This is a genomic window from Pseudomonas sp. FP1742, assembly GCF_030687145.1.
GTDB classification, from domain to species: Bacteria; Pseudomonadota; Gammaproteobacteria; order Pseudomonadales; family Pseudomonadaceae; genus Aquipseudomonas; species Aquipseudomonas frederiksbergensis_D.
On record NZ_CP117460.1, the window covers coordinates 5,646,784 to 5,663,103 of the forward strand.

Below are 16,320 nucleotides of genomic sequence, written 5' to 3' on the forward strand. Positions count from 1 at the left end.
ATTTTTAAAGAACGATCTAGCCAAAGACTAGAAATCAATATTCACAACGGAATATTCATTTCTAAGCTTTAACGATTGCAGGCCATCTCAAATAGTTGGCCTATCGTCTTCTTCAATGAATCAAGCAATTCGTGTGGGAACTTATGGAGCAGCTGATGTCGTCGATTAAGGAGGTGATCCAGCCGCAGGTTCCCCTACGGCTACCTTGTTACGACTTCACCCCAGTCATGAATCACACCGTGGTAACCGTCCCCCCGAAGGTTAGACTAGCTACTTCTGGTGCAACCCACTCCCATGGTGTGACGGGCGGTGTGTACAAGGCCCGGGAACGTATTCACCGCGACATTCTGATTCGCGATTACTAGCGATTCCGACTTCACGCAGTCGAGTTGCAGACTGCGATCCGGACTACGATCGGTTTTGTGGGATTAGCTCCACCTCGCGGCTTGGCAACCCTCTGTACCGACCATTGTAGCACGTGTGTAGCCCAGGCCGTAAGGGCCATGATGACTTGACGTCATCCCCACCTTCCTCCGGTTTGTCACCGGCAGTCTCCTTAGAGTGCCCACCATTACGTGCTGGTAACTAAGGACAAGGGTTGCGCTCGTTACGGGACTTAACCCAACATCTCACGACACGAGCTGACGACAGCCATGCAGCACCTGTCTCAATGTTCCCGAAGGCACCAATCCATCTCTGGAAAGTTCATTGGATGTCAAGGCCTGGTAAGGTTCTTCGCGTTGCTTCGAATTAAACCACATGCTCCACCGCTTGTGCGGGCCCCCGTCAATTCATTTGAGTTTTAACCTTGCGGCCGTACTCCCCAGGCGGTCAACTTAATGCGTTAGCTGCGCCACTAAGAGCTCAAGGCTCCCAACGGCTAGTTGACATCGTTTACGGCGTGGACTACCAGGGTATCTAATCCTGTTTGCTCCCCACGCTTTCGCACCTCAGTGTCAGTATCAGTCCAGGTGGTCGCCTTCGCCACTGGTGTTCCTTCCTATATCTACGCATTTCACCGCTACACAGGAAATTCCACCACCCTCTACCATACTCTAGCTCGACAGTTTTGAATGCAGTTCCCAGGTTGAGCCCGGGGATTTCACATCCAACTTAACGAACCACCTACGCGCGCTTTACGCCCAGTAATTCCGATTAACGCTTGCACCCTCTGTATTACCGCGGCTGCTGGCACAGAGTTAGCCGGTGCTTATTCTGTCGGTAACGTCAAAACAATTACGTATTAGGTAACTGCCCTTCCTCCCAACTTAAAGTGCTTTACAATCCGAAGACCTTCTTCACACACGCGGCATGGCTGGATCAGGCTTTCGCCCATTGTCCAATATTCCCCACTGCTGCCTCCCGTAGGAGTCTGGACCGTGTCTCAGTTCCAGTGTGACTGATCATCCTCTCAGACCAGTTACGGATCGTCGCCTTGGTGAGCCATTACCTCACCAACTAGCTAATCCGACCTAGGCTCATCTGATAGCGCAAGGCCCGAAGGTCCCCTGCTTTCTCCCGTAGGACGTATGCGGTATTAGCGTCCGTTTCCGAGCGTTATCCCCCACTACCAGGCAGATTCCTAGGCATTACTCACCCGTCCGCCGCTCGCCACCAGGTACAAGTACCCGTGCTGCCGCTCGACTTGCATGTGTTAGGCCTGCCGCCAGCGTTCAATCTGAGCCATGATCAAACTCTTCAGTTCAAACATCTTTGGGTTTTTAAGAAACCCTAAACTTGGCTCAGCAATCGTTGGTTACATCTTTGATTTCTCGCGGAGTAACTTGTGATGCTGATAATCTTGTTGACTATCAGTCTGACTCCACAAGCACCCACACGAATTGCTTGATTCAGTTGTTAAAGAGCGGTTGGTTAAGAGCTTTCGTCTCAACCGAGGCGCGCATTCTACAGCAGCCTCTGTTGCTGTCAAGCGGTTATTTTCCGAAGTTTTCAAAGTTTCCTTTGCAACTTCAACCACTTGCGCTTCCGATCTCTCGTCAGCGGGAGGCGAATTCTACAGCGTTACTCGCTGCTGTCAACACCTCTTTTTCTCCGCTTTCGACCGAGAAGATCGAACCGTCAACAAGGCGACAACACACTGCCTTACCAACTCCTTCTGGCCTCGATGAACTGAAGCGTAACCGCTGCCGAAAACTGCGTAACTCATTGTTTACCAAGGAGTTTTCCGTTTCGACTGCGCCGGAAGTGGGGCGAATTATAGACGTCCAGAATCTGCCGTCAACTCTTAATTACGCCTTTCTCGCAGACGGCGCCTTTTTGGCTATTAAACGCGGGATTCGACGGGTTACCGACGGCAATCTCAGTACTAATAGCAATGCACCTATAGAGGTATAGACGACCCACTCTTTCAGATCGGCGCGGACGATCCACAACATATGCAGCAACCCAAGCCCGAGAATCACATAGACCAGTCGGTGCAACTTCTTCCAGCGAGCTCCCAAACGCCGCTGACTATAACGATTGGAAGTGACTGCCAACGCCAACAAACAGACAAACCCCAGCGCTCCAACAATGATGTACGGCCGCTTGCGCAACTCGATACCCAATTGCGACCAATCAAAGCCAAGGATGAACGCCGTGTAACCGCTTAAATGCAGCATCACATAGGCGAAACACCACAACCCCAACTGCCGTCGGACAGCTATCCACCCCGACCAACCGGTGAGCTTCTGCAAAGGGGTCATGCTTAATGTAATAAGAAGCAGGACAAGCGTCCCCAGCCCGAGACGGTCAACCAGTACCTTTCCAGGATCAGGCCCCAGCACATCCGCCCAGGCCTGATACAACCAAAGCAGCGGCCAAATCGCGGCGGCGATGAAGACGCCGATACGCCAGAACGGATATCGCATCAGTAATTCTTCCGCAGATCGAGCCCAGCATATAAAGAAGCGACTTCATCTGCGTAGCCGTTGAACATCTGCGTATCCCGCACATTAGGCTTGAACAGACCGCTCGGCAAACGCCTTTCCCGTGCCTGCGTCCAACGCGGATGGTCGACTGTCGGGTTCACGTTCGCATAAAAGCCATACTCATCCGAGGCAATGCTCTGCCAGGTGGTTTTCGGTTGCTCACTGACCAGACTGATTCGCACGATGGATTTAATGCTCTTGAAGCCATACTTCCACGGCACCACCAGACGCAACGGCGCACCGTTCTGATTGGGCAGCTCACGCCCGTACATGCCTACAGCAAGAATCGCCAACGGATTCATCGCCTCATCCAGACGCAAACCTTCTACATAAGGCCAATCGATCAGGGCAAAACCGGAACGCTGTCCGGGCATACTCTTGGGATCCTGCAAGGTTTCGAAGCGAATGAATCTGGCCTTGGACGTCGGCTCGACTTCTTTGAGCAAGGCCGAAATGGGAAAACCGATCCACGGAATGACCATTGACCAGGCCTCCACACAGCGAAGACGATAGATACGCTCTTCCAGTTGATAAGGCTTCATGAAGTCTTCCAGCGCATACCGCCCCGGCTTACCCACCTCCCCGTCCACCACCACGCTCCATGGTTCGGTTTTCAGGGCTCCGGCGTTAGTCGCGGGATCACCTTTGTCGGTACCGAACTCATAGAAGTTGTTGTAGTGGGTCGCATCCTTGAAAGGTGTGATCGCCTCGTCCTTGACGTTGACCGCCCCCCATTTGGTAGAAGGAAGCTTTTCGGCAAACCAGGATGGCGCCTTGCCAGGCTCGACATCGGCATAACGCGCAGCGTCGTCGGCACTCGCCCAACGCGGCAGACTGCTCACAGCCAAACCGGCAACGGCGGCACCTAATACACTGCGACGGGAAAGGTAGAAAGATTCAGGCGTGACGTCCGACTCGTGACAGTCAGACGTTTTGGGGACTTTGATCAGCATGGCAACTCCGCAGCATTGGAGGACAGATGCACCCGTAGACTGCGGAGTATGAGGGAAATTACATCACTCGGCTTTTTTGTGCCGACGAAGGCGCAACAGGTACTGGACCGGTCCGGAAGCCGCGTAGGCGAGGAATACCAGCAGCAGGATGCGCGGTGGATCACTGAACACAACGGCGAATACCAATACCACCGCCAGGATCGCGACAAAGGGAACGCGCCCTTTCAAGTCCAGCTCCTTGAAGCTGTTGTACTTGATGTTACTGACCATCAGCATGCCCGCGGCTGCGACCATCAGCGCAACCAGGAACGACATTTTGGAACCCTGAATGCCGTAATCGCTGAACGCCCAGACAATCCCCGCAACCACACCCGCCGCAGCCGGACTGGCCAGACCAATGAAGTAGCGCTTGTCCGCGGTGCCGACCTGAGTATTGAATCGCGCCAGACGCAACGCCGCACCCGCCACATAGATGAAGGCGACCATCCAGCCAACCTTGCCCATATCGCCCAGCGCCCAACCGAACGCCAGCAGCGCCGGCGCGACACCAAAGGCAACCATGTCCGACAGCGAATCGTACTCGGCACCAAAGGCGCTTTGGGTATTGGTCATGCGGGCAACGCGGCCGTCGAGGCCGTCGAGCACCATGGCGACGAAAATCGCGATCGCGGCAAATGCAAAATACTTGCTCGCACCGATCGCATCACCGGCACTCAAGGCACTCTGGGCACTCATCGAGTTGATGATGGAATAGAACCCTGCGAAGAGGTTCGCAGTGGTGAACAGATTCGGCAAAAGATAGATACCACGATGCCGGACTTTACGGCCTTCAGCGTCATGCCCTTCTTCGATGTGCTCATCGATAGGCAGAAGGCTTTCGGCGTCAGAAGCCTGCTTTGGCTCTTCGGGACGTTCGCTCATGGACATTACCTTGCAACGGGGTGGAAAGTTTCGACAGGTGTCTGGGACGACGGTTCGACCGCAAACGATGCAGCTTTATACCAGAACCGGCGGATCCAAACGAAAAAACGCGGCCTAGGCCGCGTTTTCCGTACAAACTCGTGACTTAGTTCTTGGCTTTGTCGACGATCTTGTTGGCACCGATCCACGGCATCATGGAGCGCAGTTGCTCACCGATGATTTCGATACCGTGAGCGGCGTTGTTACGACGCTTGGCGGTCATCGAAGGATAGCCGGTGGCGCCTTCGCTGATGAACATCTTGGCGTATTCGCCGTCCTGAATACGTTTCAGAGCATTGCGCATGGCCTGACGGGATTCGGCGTTGATCACTTCCGGACCCGTCACGTACTCGCCGTATTCAGCGTTGTTGGAGATCGAGTAGTTCATGTTGGCGATACCGCCTTCGTACATGAGGTCAACGATCAGCTTCAGTTCGTGCAGGCATTCGAAGTAGGCCATTTCCGGCGCGTAGCCAGCTTCAACCAGGGTTTCGAAACCGGCTTTTACCAGTTCAACGGTACCGCCGCACAGAACGGCTTGCTCGCCGAACAGGTCGGTTTCGGTCTCGTCCTTGAAGGTGGTTTCGATGATGCCGGTACGACCGCCACCAACGCCGGCGGCGTAGGACAGTGCAACGTTTTTGGCGTTGCCCGAAGCATCCTGGTAGATAGCGATCAGGTCAGGGATACCGCCGCCCTTGACGAACTCGGAACGCACGGTGTGGCCCGGAGCTTTCGGCGCGATCATGATCACGTCGAGGTCAGCGCGCGGCACAACCTGGTTGTAATGGATCGCGAAACCGTGGGAGAAGGCCAGGGTGGCGCCTTTCTTGATGTTCGGCTCGATTTCGTTCTTGTACAGGGCAGACTGGAACTCGTCCGGGGTCAGGATCATGACCAGGTCGGCAGCCGCGACAGCGGAAGCAACGTCGGTCACTTTCAGGCCGTGGGCTTCGGCTTTGGCAACGGTGGCCGAACCTTTACGCAGGCCGACGGTAACGTCAACGCCGGAGTCTTTCAGGTTGCACGCTTGAGCGTGACCCTGGGAGCCGTAACCGATAATGGCAACTTTCTTGCCCTGGATGATCGACAGGTCGCAGTCTTTATCGTAGAAAACTTTCATGAATTTCCCCTTTATATCTGGCCCTTCAGGCCATTCGCTAATTTGGTTTAGATGCTCAGTACTTTGTCGCCGCGGGCAATCCCGGTGACGCCACTGCGTACGGTTTCCAGAATCGAGGCAGTGCCGATCGATTGAATGAAGCTGTCGAGCTTGTCGCTGGTACCGGTCAATTGAACGGTATACACGCTGGCGCTGACATCAACGATCTGCCCACGATAAATATCGGTGGTGCGCTTGATCTCGGCGCGCTGGGCGCCGGTGGCCTTGACCTTGACCAGCATCAGTTCGCGCTCGATGTGAGCACTCTCCGACAAGTCGACCAGTTTGACCACTTCGATCAGCTTGTTCAGGTTCTTGGTGATCTGCTCGATGATTTCATCGTGGCCGACAGTGGTCAGCGTCAGACGCGACAAAGTCGGGTCTTCGGTTGGTGCCACGGTCAGGCTTTCGATGTTGTAGTTGCGCTGCGAGAACAGGCCGACTACACGAGACAGAGCGCCCGGTTCGTTTTCCAGAAGCAAGGAAATAATGTGCCGCATGATTAAGTACGCTCCGTCTTGCTCAACCACATATCGCGCATGGAGCCGTCTTTGATCTGCATCGGGTAGACGTGCTCGCCAGCGTCGACCTTGATGTCGATGAACACAAGGCGATCCTTCATGGCGAACGCTTGCTCCATCATCGGCTTCAGATCTTTCAGCTCCGTGATGCGCATACCGACGTGACCGTAGGCTTCGGCCAGCTTGACGAAGTCAGGTAACGATTCCATGTAGGAGTGCGAGTGACGCGCACCGTAGCTCATATCCTGCCACTGACGAACCATGCCGAGCACGCCGTTGTTGAGAAGAATGATCTTCACCGGCAGGTCGTGCTGCAGACAGGTCGACAGCTCCTGGATGTTCATCTGGATGCTGCCTTCACCGGTCACGCACGCCACATCAGCGTCCGGGAAGTTCAGTTTCACGCCCATCGCGGCCGGAAAACCGAAACCCATCGTGCCCAGGCCACCGGAGTTGATCCAGCGATTAGGCTTGTTGAAACGGTAGTACTGCGCCGCGAACATCTGATGTTGACCCACGTCCGAAGTGACATAGGCATCGCCCTTGGTCACTTCGTGGAGGGTTTCAATCACGGTCTGCGGCTTGATGATGCTGCCGTCACCCTTGTTGTAAGGGAACATGTCGCGATCACCACGCCACTCTTCGATTTGCTTCCACCAGCTAGCGACCGACTCCTTGCTGGGAGAATCATCGATTTCCTTGAGGGTGGCGACCATTTCAGTCAGTACACTTTCCACCGGGCCTACGATAGGAACGTCGGCCTTGATGGTCTTGGAAATCGAAGCCGGGTCGATGTCGATGTGGATGATCTTGGCGCTTGGGCAGAACTTCGACGCACCATTGATAACACGGTCATCGAAGCGCGCGCCGACAGCCAGAATCACATCCGCATGGTGCATGGCCAGGTTGGCGGTGTAGCTGCCATGCATACCGAGCATGCCGAGAAACTGACGGTCGCTGCCCGGATAGGCGCCAAGGCCCATCAAGGTATTGGTAACCGGCACGTTCAACAGTTGCGCCAACTCGGTCAACGGCGCGGAGCCGTTACCCAGAATGACACCGCCGCCGGCATAAATGATCGGCCTCTTGGCCGCCAACAGCATTTCCACGGCCTTGCGGATTTGACCCGAATGACCACGAACCGCCGGGCTGTAGGAGCGCAACTTGGTTTTTTTCGGGAAGACGTATTCGAACTTCTCGGCCGGATTGGTCATGTCTTTCGGAATGTCGACAACCACAGGACCAGGACGACCGGACTCTGCCAGGTAGAAGGCTTTCTTCAGAACTTCCGGGATTTCCGACGCGTGCTTGATTATAAAACTGTGTTTTACGATCGGCCGGGAGATACCGATCATGTCGGTCTCCTGGAACGCGTCGGTACCAACCAGCGAGCTCGGCACCTGAGCGGTCAGGATTACCATCGGGATCGAGTCCATGTACGCCGTGGCAATACCGGTAATGACATTGGTCGCACCAGGACCGGAGGTCACCAGTACCACGCCAGCCTTGCCAGTGGCGCGCGCATAGCCGTCAGCCATGTGGGTGGCAGCCTGCTCATGACGAACAAGAATGTGTTGAACACTCGGTTCTTTGAACAGTGCATCGTAAATATGCAATGCGGCACCACCCGGGTACCCGTAGATATATTTGACGCCTTCGTCACGCAAAAAGCGGACGAGCATCTCACCGCCAGATAAAAGCTCCACGTTGTTCACCTCTAAAACGCCAGAATACCGCCCACATTCAAAGAGGACGGGTCTTAATAGGTTTACTTCTCGGCAGAGCATGAGCGACGGTGGTCGCCGACTACGTCAGCACTGACTGAGCAAGTATTGGGATCGTCCCAAGTGTTGCGGGCCTTTCCCACCCAGCGCGAGGTAACGCGTTGCGGGTGTAACAGGTCGGCGCGGATGTGCGCCTCATGATCTACCGAGTGGGTCTGCTTCTGGCAGTCCCTCTACAGCGGACTTTGGATTCTTCTGTTTCGCCCATCGCAAGTCAAGCCGTCAATGTGCTTTATTCGAACTAAGCGCATGAGAACGCAAGAAAAAACCTTTAAACCGCAACTGTGTTAGCTTCAATTGCGCACTCATGACAAGGAAATGGCATGCGAACGTTCTTCCTCACCACCGGCTTGCTGATCAGCCTGAGCCCTTTGTGCATGGCGGGTCAGATCTATAAATGGGTCGATGCCCAGGGGGTTACCCATTTCGATGCGCAACCGCCCCAGGGCCGGGAGGCCACCCTCGTGGTCACGCCCGCCCCGCCCGTCGGCAAGCCGAGCGCGCCACCGCACGGCAACGTCATAGGCGATCAACAGGCTATCGATAAAAAAGTGAAAAAGCAGGTCGCCGAGCAGCAGACCCAGCTAAAAGCATTCTGCGAGCAGGCCCGGACGAACCTGGCTCAGCTGCAGAATAATCCGCGACTACGGGAGGAAGTCGACGGTGATATGCGTCGCCTGACCGACCAACAACGTCAGGAGCGCATCACCGAAGCACAGAAACAGATTACGAAAAACTGCATATAGGAACTGTCGAGTGAAACGAGGCTGCGATCTTTTGACGTTGTTTTTAAAAAGATCGCAGCACTCGACAGCTCCAACGGCTCCTACAAGGGTTCGGGGTTAGCGGGAGATGGTGATCAACACGTCGAACTCTTTGAGCAGGACCTGAAGCTGTCGATCCTTGCCCTGGACATTACGCGCGGCGAAGACCATTTCGGCCATCTCCTGGATCCCCGATGCGTTGGGCAATGGCAGGTTCTGCTCCAGGATCGACTTCATCCTTGGCAGGAAGATCCATTGCAGCCACTGCTCGAAATCCAGCGTATCCACCGAGAATGGCTCGACGCTGGAAAGCGCATCAGCGGACGGCGGCACTTCATCCCACCAGCCCTGAACCCGCAGTTCGCGCTCGATCAACAGCAACTGCTCGGCGATCTTCGGGAAACGTGCATCCATCACAGCGAAACCTTGGCCTTCTGACGTGCCAATGCCGCACCGGCCGGGTCACCCTGCTTCTCACGAGCCTGGGCGATCAATTCCCACAGGCTGGCCTGAAGATCCGGACGACCATTGGCGAACGTCAGACCACGACGGGCAAACTGCTCGGCCTGTGCCGCATCGCCTTGAGCCATACGTACCTGGGCCAGACGATAAAGCACCTGCGGTTCACGCGGCGCAACACGCTGGGCGCGTTCGAGGCTGGAGGATGCGCCGTTAAGGTCACCGCTGGCCTGTTGCTGCTGGGCGGTGGTCAACAAGGCCAGGACCGGACCGTCAAGCTGTTCATCGGCAGACAGGCCGCCGGAGTTCGCCGAAGGAATCCCGCTCGGCGTCGACGGCATGCTGTAGCTGCCCTGATTGATCGGTGCCGACTGGACCGGCGAGGTATCAATCGGTCCCGGAGTAATCGGACCCGGGGTAATCGGCGAAGTGCTGATCGGCGCCGAGGAGACGGCCCCTCCACCCGGCACCATCACCACGACGCCAGTGTCACCTTGCGGGATCGCCTGAGTCTGGGCTTGTGCAGGACGTTTCACCGTCGACTGCCGGAACCCGCCATTCGCCGAAATCCGCTCGCTGTTGGAGACGGCAGTGCCGGCATCTACAACCGGAATCGAACCACGCTGCACAGTGGAGCAGCCGCTGAGCAAAGCCACGGCAGTCACCGCTGGAATCAACCACTTGTTCACTTCAAATCCTCTTTGCTTAATTCATCCAGCCCTTGACCCAATCCATCACCGATTCAGCAGGGCTTTCGCCGCCGCAAGCAGCACCGGGAGGCGGTTCGCTGCCGCGAATATACGGCATCTGCACCGCACCTGGGCAGTTGGCTTCGGAACCTTGCCCGGTACGCGAATCGACCCAGGCCTGAACAATGTTGTCCGGCTGCGGCATGTCCAGCGGCAGAGGATCGGCCTTGCGCATGAAACTGGTCCAGACCTGCAACGCACCGGTGGCACCGGTGAACGGTGTCTTGCCATTATCATCGCGCCCCAGCCAGACCACGGCCAGCAGATCCTGACTGAAACCGGCAAACCAGCTGTCCCGCGAGTCGTTACTGGTACCGGTCTTGCCAGCCAGGGTCAGGGTTTTCGGCAACACGTTATAAACCGAACTGCCGGTACCTTCGCGCATGACGCGCTGCATGGCGTTCTGGATCAGGTAAATGGACGCCGGATCAAATTGCTGCTGAATCTGGAACGGATAACGCTTGAGCGGCTCGCCCTCGGCAGTCAGCACGCTGCGAATACCGCGCATCGGCGTATTGAACCCGCCATTGGCCAGCGTCTGGTACATGGTTGCCACTTCGATCGGGGTCATACCGCCGGCACCGAGCAACATCGACGGGAACGCCGGGAATTCGCGGCTTACGCCCAGGCGCGCCAGGGTCTTCAAGACATTCGGCACGCCCACCGCCAACCCGAGACGCGCGGTCGACAGGTTGTAGGAATGTGCCAACCCTTGATACAGGAACACCGTGCCGTGGGAACGGCGATCATAGTTCTGTGGTTTCCAGACCTGACCGTCCGCGCCTTTGACCGAGAAGTAGTCGTCCGACAGCCAACTGGTCAGCGTGTACTGGCTTGGCTTCTCAAGGGCGGTCAGATAAACCGCCGGCTTGATCAGCGAGCCGATCGGTCGTACCGCATCCAGCGCCCGGTTGAAACCGGCAAAACTCGCCTGACGGCTGCCGATCATAGCCTGGACTTCACCGGTTTCCGGGTTGGTCACGACCATCGCCGCTTCCACGTCATCGGAACCCTTGCGCCCGGCCAGACGTTTGAACGTGTCATTGACCGAGGCTTCGGCTTTCATCTGCAGGATCGGGTCGAAACTGGTGAAGATCCGCAGCCCCTCTTCGGTCAAGTCTTCGTCGCGGTAGTCTTCGCGCAATTGACGCTTGACCAGATCGAGGAAGCCCGGGAACGAGCTATCGGCCAGCTTGCCGCGAGTGGTCACACCCAGTGGCATTTTCTTCGCTGTCTCAACCTGCTCGGCAGTGGCGACGCCTTGTTGCTCCAGAACGTCGAGCACCAGATTTCGCCGTTCCAACGCCCTTTCAGGGTTGCGACGCGGGTTGTAATAGGACGGCCCCTTGACCATGCCCACCAACAAAGCGACTTGATGCAGTTTCAGCTCGGATAATGGCTGCCCGAAGAAGAACTGACTGGCCAGGCCGAAACCGTGCACCGCGCGCTGACCATCCTGGCCGACGAACACTTCGTTGAGGTAAGCCTCAAGAATTTCGCGCTTGTCGTAATGCAGCTCAAGCAACATCGCCATCATCGCTTCGGTGAGCTTGCGGGTCAGGCTGCGTTCACTGGTGAGGTAGAAGTTCTTGACCAACTGTTGCGTCAGCGTACTGCCGCCCTGGGTCATCTTGCCGCCCGAGGTGTTGACGTAGATAGCTCGGGCAATCGATTTCGGCGACACGCCCCAGTGGCTGTAGAAATCCCGGTCTTCTACGGCAACCAGGGTTTCGAGCAGATATGGCGGAACCTGATCGATCTTGATCAGGATGCGGTCTTCAAGGTTTTTCGGGTAAATCCCGCCGATCAGCAGCGGCTCCAGTCGCACCACGGAAAGCTTCGAACCGTTGGTCGCCGAGAGTTCGGCCACGTAATCGCCGGAGAACCGCACGCGCACGGGCTGGGCGCTCTCCATACCTTCATAGAACTGGAAGCCTCGGGTATTCAAGTCGACGGTATTGCCATTGACCGCCGCCGCGCCGGGGCCGTTGCTGACCGCTTCACGCCGGTAGCCCAAGGCATCGAGCTCGGTGAGGAAGTCGTCCTTGCTGAGCTTTTGTCCGACGAACAGCTCGAGCGGGCGCGCGTACACCTTGGCCGGGATGGTCCAGCGCTTGCCGGAGAACTTCTCCTGGACCACGGCGTCTAGGTAAACCGCGAACCCGGCCAGCACCACAAGGCCGACCAGGCTGAGTTTAAGGGCCCAGCCCAGCCAGGGGCGCATGCCTCTGGAAGGTGGTTTTTTAGGGGGTCGGGGGGATCGAGTTCGAGTCATGGCGGCGGATTATACGCACTTTATTCATCCTCAACAGGAGCCCTCTGAGGTTTGCGTCGGACGGACTTGCAGCCATAATGACGGCCTTGAATTTTCCCCAGACTCTGAAGGATCGCCTGTGAGCCAATCCCTGATCGCTGCCCTGCAAAACCCGGCCCTCTACCCGCATCCCGTAGAAGGGTTCCAGGTCATCGAGACCCATATTTCCTGGGTGATACTCACCGGTCCCTATGCTTATAAAGTGAAGAAGCCGGTGAATTTCGGCTTCCTTGACTTCACCAGTCTCGAAGCTCGCAAGCATTTCTGCGGCGAAGAGCTGCGCCTGAACCAGCGTCTGACCCATGACTTGTATCTTGAAGTGCTGCCGATCACCGGCAGCGCCGAGGCCCCACAACTGGGCGGCGATGGTCCGGTTGTCGATTACGCCCTGAAAATGCGTCAGTTCCCACAAAGCCAATTGCTCAGCACCCTGCAAGCCAACGGCGAATTGACCACCGCGCACATTGACGAGATGGCCACACAAATCGCTCAATTCCACCTCAACGCGCCGAAAGTGCCTGCCGAACATGAAGCTGGCACGCCGGACAGCGTCATGGCGCCGGTACGGCAGAACTTCGAACAGATCCGTCCGTTCCTCAGCGACAAGGCCGATCTGCTGCAACTCGATGCACTGCAAGCCTGGGCCGAAAGCAGCTTCGAGCGCCTCAAGCCGCTGTTCGCCCAGCGCAAGGCCGACGGTTTCATTCGCGAATGCCATGGCGACATTCACTTGGGCAACGCCACTGTAATCGACGGCAAAGTGGTGATCTTCGACTGCATCGAGTTCAACGAGCCGTTCCGCTTCACCGACGTTTACGCCGACACCGGTTTCCTGGCAATGGACCTGGAAGACCGCGGCCTGAAGAGCCTGGCGCGCCGCTTTATCAGCCAGTACCTGGAGCTGACCGGCGACTATCAGGGTCTTGAGCTGCTGAACTTCTATAAAGCCTACCGCGCACTGGTTCGCGCCAAGGTCAGCCTGTTCAGCATGCCGGCCGAAGCCGATCCGGTACAGCGCGCCACCACTCTGCGTCAGTACCGCAACTACGCCAACCTGGCGGAAAGCTACAGCACCATCCCTTCGCGCTTCCTGGCGATTACCCATGGCGTTTCCGCCGTTGGCAAAAGCCATGTGGCCATGCGTCTGGTGGAAGCGCTGGGCGCCGTTCGCCTGCGCTCGGATGTAGAGCGCAAACGTATGTTCGGCGAGCAGACCGTACCAAACGAGCTGCAGGCCGGCATCTATAGCGCCGACGCCAGCGTCGCCACCTATGCCCGCCTGCATGAAGTTGCGGCTGTGATTCTGCGTGCCGGTTTCCCGGTGGTGATCGATGCCACTTATCTCAAGCGCGACCAACGGGATGGCGCGGCAAAAATCGCCGAGGCCACCGGTGCGCCGTTCCTGATCCTCGATTGTGACGCACCGCAAGCGGTGATCGAGAGCTGGCTGAAGCAACGTCAGACGGACAACAACGATCCGTCCGACGCCAATCTGGCCGTTATCGCCGCCCAGCAAGCCAGCCGCGAGGCCCTGACGCCAGCAGAAATCCTCTGCAGCAAACGCGTCCAGACCAATGAAAGTGGCACCCTCGACACCGTCGTTGCGCAAATTCGCCAACGCTTGCCAGGCCTGTAAGAAACAATTTCAGCCGTGAAGCCCTCACCGGCTTCACGGCTGTCAAATAGTGGCACTATACTGGCGTCATAAAACCATCAGGTGATGTGACATGAGCCAGCCGAAACTTCTCGATACCCCGCTTTATGCCTTGCTGCACAAAGACGACATCACAGGCTTTAATAACGAACGCCCGAAAGACGGCCCCATCGACATGGTCGGTGGTGACTTTCGCGGCCTTGATCTGCGTGAATTGAATGCCGATGGCGTCGACTTCACCGATGCCTATTTCCGCTCTGCCGACTTGCGTGGCATCGACTTTCGCAACTCGTCCCTGGAGGGCGCGAGCCTGGCCCACGCACAGATCTCCGGCGCCTACTTCCCGCCAGAGCTGAGTGCCGATGAGATTCTGATGTCGATGAATTTCGGTACTCGCCTGCGTTATCGCACCCGCTAAAAGCGACGTCATATAAAACAAGTCCAGCGTCCTATTTCGCGCTGGACTTTTTTTGCCCAAAAAGCCGATTTTCCACACCTGCTCCTGCTGCGTTCGCAGACTTTCATTCAGCTCCCCCGCGCCTCCCTCTTAGAAGCTTTTGCGTCGAAACCGACCAAACAATCACGCTTTTCCTACTGATGGCTACACTGCTGAGAGGCTCGCCCACGCACCGTTCGGCTGTCGCAAGGAGGCTTGATGAATGATGAACTGCAACACCTGAAGAATCTTGGCAAGACGTCGGCGCAATGGCTGCATGCCGTGGGCATCCACAGTGCCTCGGACTTGCGTCGGCTGGGAGCTGTGGATGCTTATCGGGCCGTGCGCACGCGCGGTTTTCGGGCGTCCAAGGTGTTGTTGTATGCGATCGAAGGCGCGTTGATGGATGTTCACTGGAACGACATTCCCGCAGAGCGCAAGGAGGCTTTGAACAGACAGCTGGATGCTATTTCCTCTCGCCACAAGAATTGAACGAGGGACGTTCATTCGAAACACATAGCCTGAAACCCAACGATTACGAGGCCTTCCAGCGAAGGAATGGCGTAATCCAAGGGAATGAGAAATCAGCGGTTGACTTGGTAATGAGAATCGCTATTATTATCACAACTGGTCGCGAGACTGGTCGATATTCTGAAAAGCCCTTGGTTCGGACTCTCAGATTATCTCCTCATCAGGCTAATCACGGTTATTTGACCCGGCTCTTGCCGGGTCTTTTTTTGCCTGTGGAAAACCTGCCCGGTTTATTGACCTGACGGCTTGCCGAACTGTTTGCGCATTTGCGCGCAGTAATCCTGCGGCGGCGTGGCGGGTGTATACCAAACATAATCAGCCATGGCCGGCGAGACCTCGGCACCTTGCTCTGCCAGCATCAATACCGTGGGTGCCTGGGGCTCTCTCAGATCCAGCACATGGATCGGCACCCCGACATCCTTGCGTGCATGGAATACGCCGGCAAACAACAGTGATGGCGACGGTGCGGCCAGCAATCGCTCGGCCATCCGCCGGTCACGTTGCTGCTGCACGGCCAGCATTGCGGGCATCTGTGATTCAGGCAGCAAGCCGCAGTGGGAATCGCTGATCTGTGCCAGCAACTCTTCCTTGACTGTCGGGGCATTGGAGCGCAAACCGTTCAATACCGGCGGTTTGGCATAGACGGTACGCACTTCAGACGTGTCCAGATTGGCCGCCAGCACCGGGTACGGCTGAGTCAGGGCAAAACGAACGATCGGCCCGTACAAATCCCAGTCCCAACCCGATTGCCAGGCCAATGCACCCGACAAATCCGCCGGCGGCGACGAGGAATGCCGAACGTCATCGACGCGCTGTTGCTGAGCCGGTGTAAGCATTTCCAGCAGCAGACTGCCTTGGGCCCGTCGCTCCCCCAGCGCCTGCAATAACCACAATTGCAGCTGATGGTGATCACGATTGTCATGCTGCTCGCCGACGATCAGCCGCGCAGACTCAGCCAGGCGCGCAAGCAGTTCCCTCGGCGTCAGGGCCTGACCGCTGCGCAGATCCCGGATTTCGCCGCTGACCGGCGGCGGGACTGATACATGTTGGCAAGCACTCAGTAACAGCGCAGCCAGAATCACCATCACACGCATGTTCTCCCC

The 16,320-nt window shown here is 56.8% G+C and carries 14 protein-coding genes and 1 rRNA gene; 4 read left to right on the top strand and 11 right to left on the bottom strand.

Annotated features, from left to right (window positions below):
- Positions 1-166: 166 nt before the first annotated feature.
- The 7 genes from PSH64_RS25550 to PSH64_RS25580 all read right to left on the bottom strand — a co-directional run bounded on the left by PSH64_RS25550 (position 167) and on the right by PSH64_RS25580 (position 8,232).
- Positions 167-1,705: ribosomal RNA gene (locus PSH64_RS25550) — 16S ribosomal RNA — on the bottom strand.
- A gap of 544 nt (positions 1,706-2,249) precedes the next feature.
- Positions 2,250-2,870: a protein-methionine-sulfoxide reductase heme-binding subunit MsrQ gene (gene msrQ, locus PSH64_RS25555; RefSeq protein ID WP_305479093.1), complete on the bottom strand. Its 621-nt coding sequence runs from the start codon at positions 2,868-2,870 to the stop codon at positions 2,250-2,252.
- The gene (gene msrP, locus PSH64_RS25560; protein WP_305479095.1) at positions 2,870-3,883 is read right to left on the bottom strand and encodes a protein-methionine-sulfoxide reductase catalytic subunit MsrP; all 1,014 of its coding nucleotides are present in this window, start codon (positions 3,881-3,883) and stop codon (positions 2,870-2,872) included. The genes msrQ and msrP overlap by 1 nt, the downstream gene beginning before the upstream one ends.
- Positions 3,884-3,946: 63 nt before the next feature.
- Entirely contained in the window at positions 3,947-4,804 is an 858-nt protein-coding gene (gene pssA, locus PSH64_RS25565; protein ID WP_008006914.1) for a CDP-diacylglycerol--serine O-phosphatidyltransferase, read from the bottom strand.
- A gap of 145 nt (positions 4,805-4,949) precedes the next feature.
- Positions 4,950-5,966, bottom strand: coding sequence for a ketol-acid reductoisomerase (gene ilvC / locus PSH64_RS25570; RefSeq protein ID WP_003185459.1), 1,017 nt, complete (start codon positions 5,964-5,966; stop codon positions 4,950-4,952).
- 47 nt (positions 5,967-6,013) lie between these two features.
- Positions 6,014-6,505 carry an acetolactate synthase small subunit gene (gene ilvN / locus PSH64_RS25575; protein WP_003205610.1) on the bottom strand — a complete coding sequence of 164 codons (492 nt, stop codon included), beginning with the start codon at positions 6,503-6,505 and terminating at the stop codon, positions 6,014-6,016.
- A 2-nt stretch (positions 6,506-6,507) separates the two neighbouring features.
- Positions 6,508-8,232 (bottom strand): acetolactate synthase 3 large subunit, encoded by a 1,725-nt coding sequence (locus tag PSH64_RS25580; protein ID WP_105343904.1) that lies wholly within the window; start codon positions 8,230-8,232, stop codon positions 6,508-6,510.
- A 401-nt stretch (positions 8,233-8,633) separates the two neighbouring features.
- On the opposite strand from PSH64_RS25580, the gene PSH64_RS25585 reads away from it, so the two are divergent.
- Positions 8,634-9,056 carry a DUF4124 domain-containing protein gene (locus PSH64_RS25585; RefSeq protein WP_305479098.1) on the top strand — a complete coding sequence of 141 codons (423 nt, stop codon included), beginning with the start codon at positions 8,634-8,636 and terminating at the stop codon, positions 9,054-9,056.
- Between the two features lie 96 nt (positions 9,057-9,152).
- Here the strand turns inward: PSH64_RS25585 and PSH64_RS25590 are convergent, their stop codons facing one another.
- Genes PSH64_RS25590 through mrcB form a run of 3 tightly spaced genes read right to left on the bottom strand, consistent with a single transcriptional unit; the run spans position 9,153 to position 12,557 of the window.
- Positions 9,153-9,488, bottom strand: a complete 336-nt coding sequence (locus PSH64_RS25590; protein WP_305479100.1) for a YqcC family protein — start codon at positions 9,486-9,488, stop codon at positions 9,153-9,155.
- The gene (locus PSH64_RS25595) at positions 9,488-10,222 is read right to left on the bottom strand and encodes a M48 family metallopeptidase (protein ID WP_305479102.1); all 735 of its coding nucleotides are present in this window, start codon (positions 10,220-10,222) and stop codon (positions 9,488-9,490) included. The genes PSH64_RS25590 and PSH64_RS25595 overlap by 1 nt, the downstream gene beginning before the upstream one ends.
- Positions 10,223-10,238: 16 nt before the next feature.
- Positions 10,239-12,557 (bottom strand): penicillin-binding protein 1B, encoded by a 2,319-nt coding sequence (gene mrcB / locus PSH64_RS25600; RefSeq protein WP_305479104.1) that lies wholly within the window; start codon positions 12,555-12,557, stop codon positions 10,239-10,241.
- Between the two features lie 118 nt (positions 12,558-12,675).
- On the opposite strand from mrcB, the gene PSH64_RS25605 reads away from it, so the two are divergent.
- The 3 genes from PSH64_RS25605 (at position 12,676) to PSH64_RS25615 (ending at position 15,178) form a co-directional block, all read left to right on the top strand.
- Positions 12,676-14,232: a bifunctional aminoglycoside phosphotransferase/ATP-binding protein gene (locus tag PSH64_RS25605; RefSeq protein WP_305479106.1), complete on the top strand. Its 1,557-nt coding sequence runs from the start codon at positions 12,676-12,678 to the stop codon at positions 14,230-14,232.
- Between the two features lie 91 nt (positions 14,233-14,323).
- A complete protein-coding gene (locus PSH64_RS25610) occupies positions 14,324-14,668 on the top strand; it encodes a pentapeptide repeat-containing protein (RefSeq protein WP_052967693.1) in 345 nt (114 codons plus the stop codon).
- Positions 14,669-14,905: 237 nt separating this feature from the next.
- The gene (locus tag PSH64_RS25615) at positions 14,906-15,178 is read left to right on the top strand and encodes a TfoX/Sxy family protein (RefSeq protein WP_007938046.1); all 273 of its coding nucleotides are present in this window, start codon (positions 14,906-14,908) and stop codon (positions 15,176-15,178) included.
- Between the two features lie 269 nt (positions 15,179-15,447).
- On the opposite strand, the gene PSH64_RS25620 is transcribed toward PSH64_RS25615, so the two are convergent.
- The gene (locus PSH64_RS25620) at positions 15,448-16,311 is read right to left on the bottom strand and encodes a ChaN family lipoprotein (protein WP_305479109.1); all 864 of its coding nucleotides are present in this window, start codon (positions 16,309-16,311) and stop codon (positions 15,448-15,450) included.
- Between the last annotated feature and the right edge of the window lie 9 nt (positions 16,312-16,320).

Bases quoted from the DNA above. Each gene is read 5' to 3' on its own strand.
- msrQ (WP_305479093.1), bottom strand. From the start codon at position 2,870: ATGCGATATCCGTTCTGGCGTATCGGCGTCTTCATCGCCGCCGCGATT.
- msrP (WP_305479095.1), bottom strand. From the start codon at position 3,883: ATGCTGATCAAAGTCCCCAAAACGTCTGACTGTCACGAGTCGGACGTC.
- pssA (WP_008006914.1), bottom strand. From the start codon at position 4,804: ATGAGCGAACGTCCCGAAGAGCCAAAGCAGGCTTCTGACGCCGAAAGC.
- ilvC (WP_003185459.1), bottom strand. From the start codon at position 5,966: ATGAAAGTTTTCTACGATAAAGACTGCGACCTGTCGATCATCCAGGGC.
- ilvN (WP_003205610.1), bottom strand. From the start codon at position 6,505: ATGCGGCACATTATTTCCTTGCTTCTGGAAAACGAACCGGGCGCTCTG.
- PSH64_RS25585 (WP_305479098.1), top strand. From the start codon at position 8,634: ATGCGAACGTTCTTCCTCACCACCGGCTTGCTGATCAGCCTGAGCCCT.
- PSH64_RS25590 (WP_305479100.1), bottom strand. From the start codon at position 9,488: ATGGATGCACGTTTCCCGAAGATCGCCGAGCAGTTGCTGTTGATCGAG.
- mrcB (WP_305479104.1), bottom strand. From the start codon at position 12,557: ATGACTCGAACTCGATCCCCCCGACCCCCTAAAAAACCACCTTCCAGA.
- PSH64_RS25610 (WP_052967693.1), top strand. From the start codon at position 14,324: ATGAGCCAGCCGAAACTTCTCGATACCCCGCTTTATGCCTTGCTGCAC.
- PSH64_RS25615 (WP_007938046.1), top strand. From the start codon at position 14,906: ATGAATGATGAACTGCAACACCTGAAGAATCTTGGCAAGACGTCGGCG.
- PSH64_RS25620 (WP_305479109.1), bottom strand. From the start codon at position 16,311: ATGCGTGTGATGGTGATTCTGGCTGCGCTGTTACTGAGTGCTTGCCAA.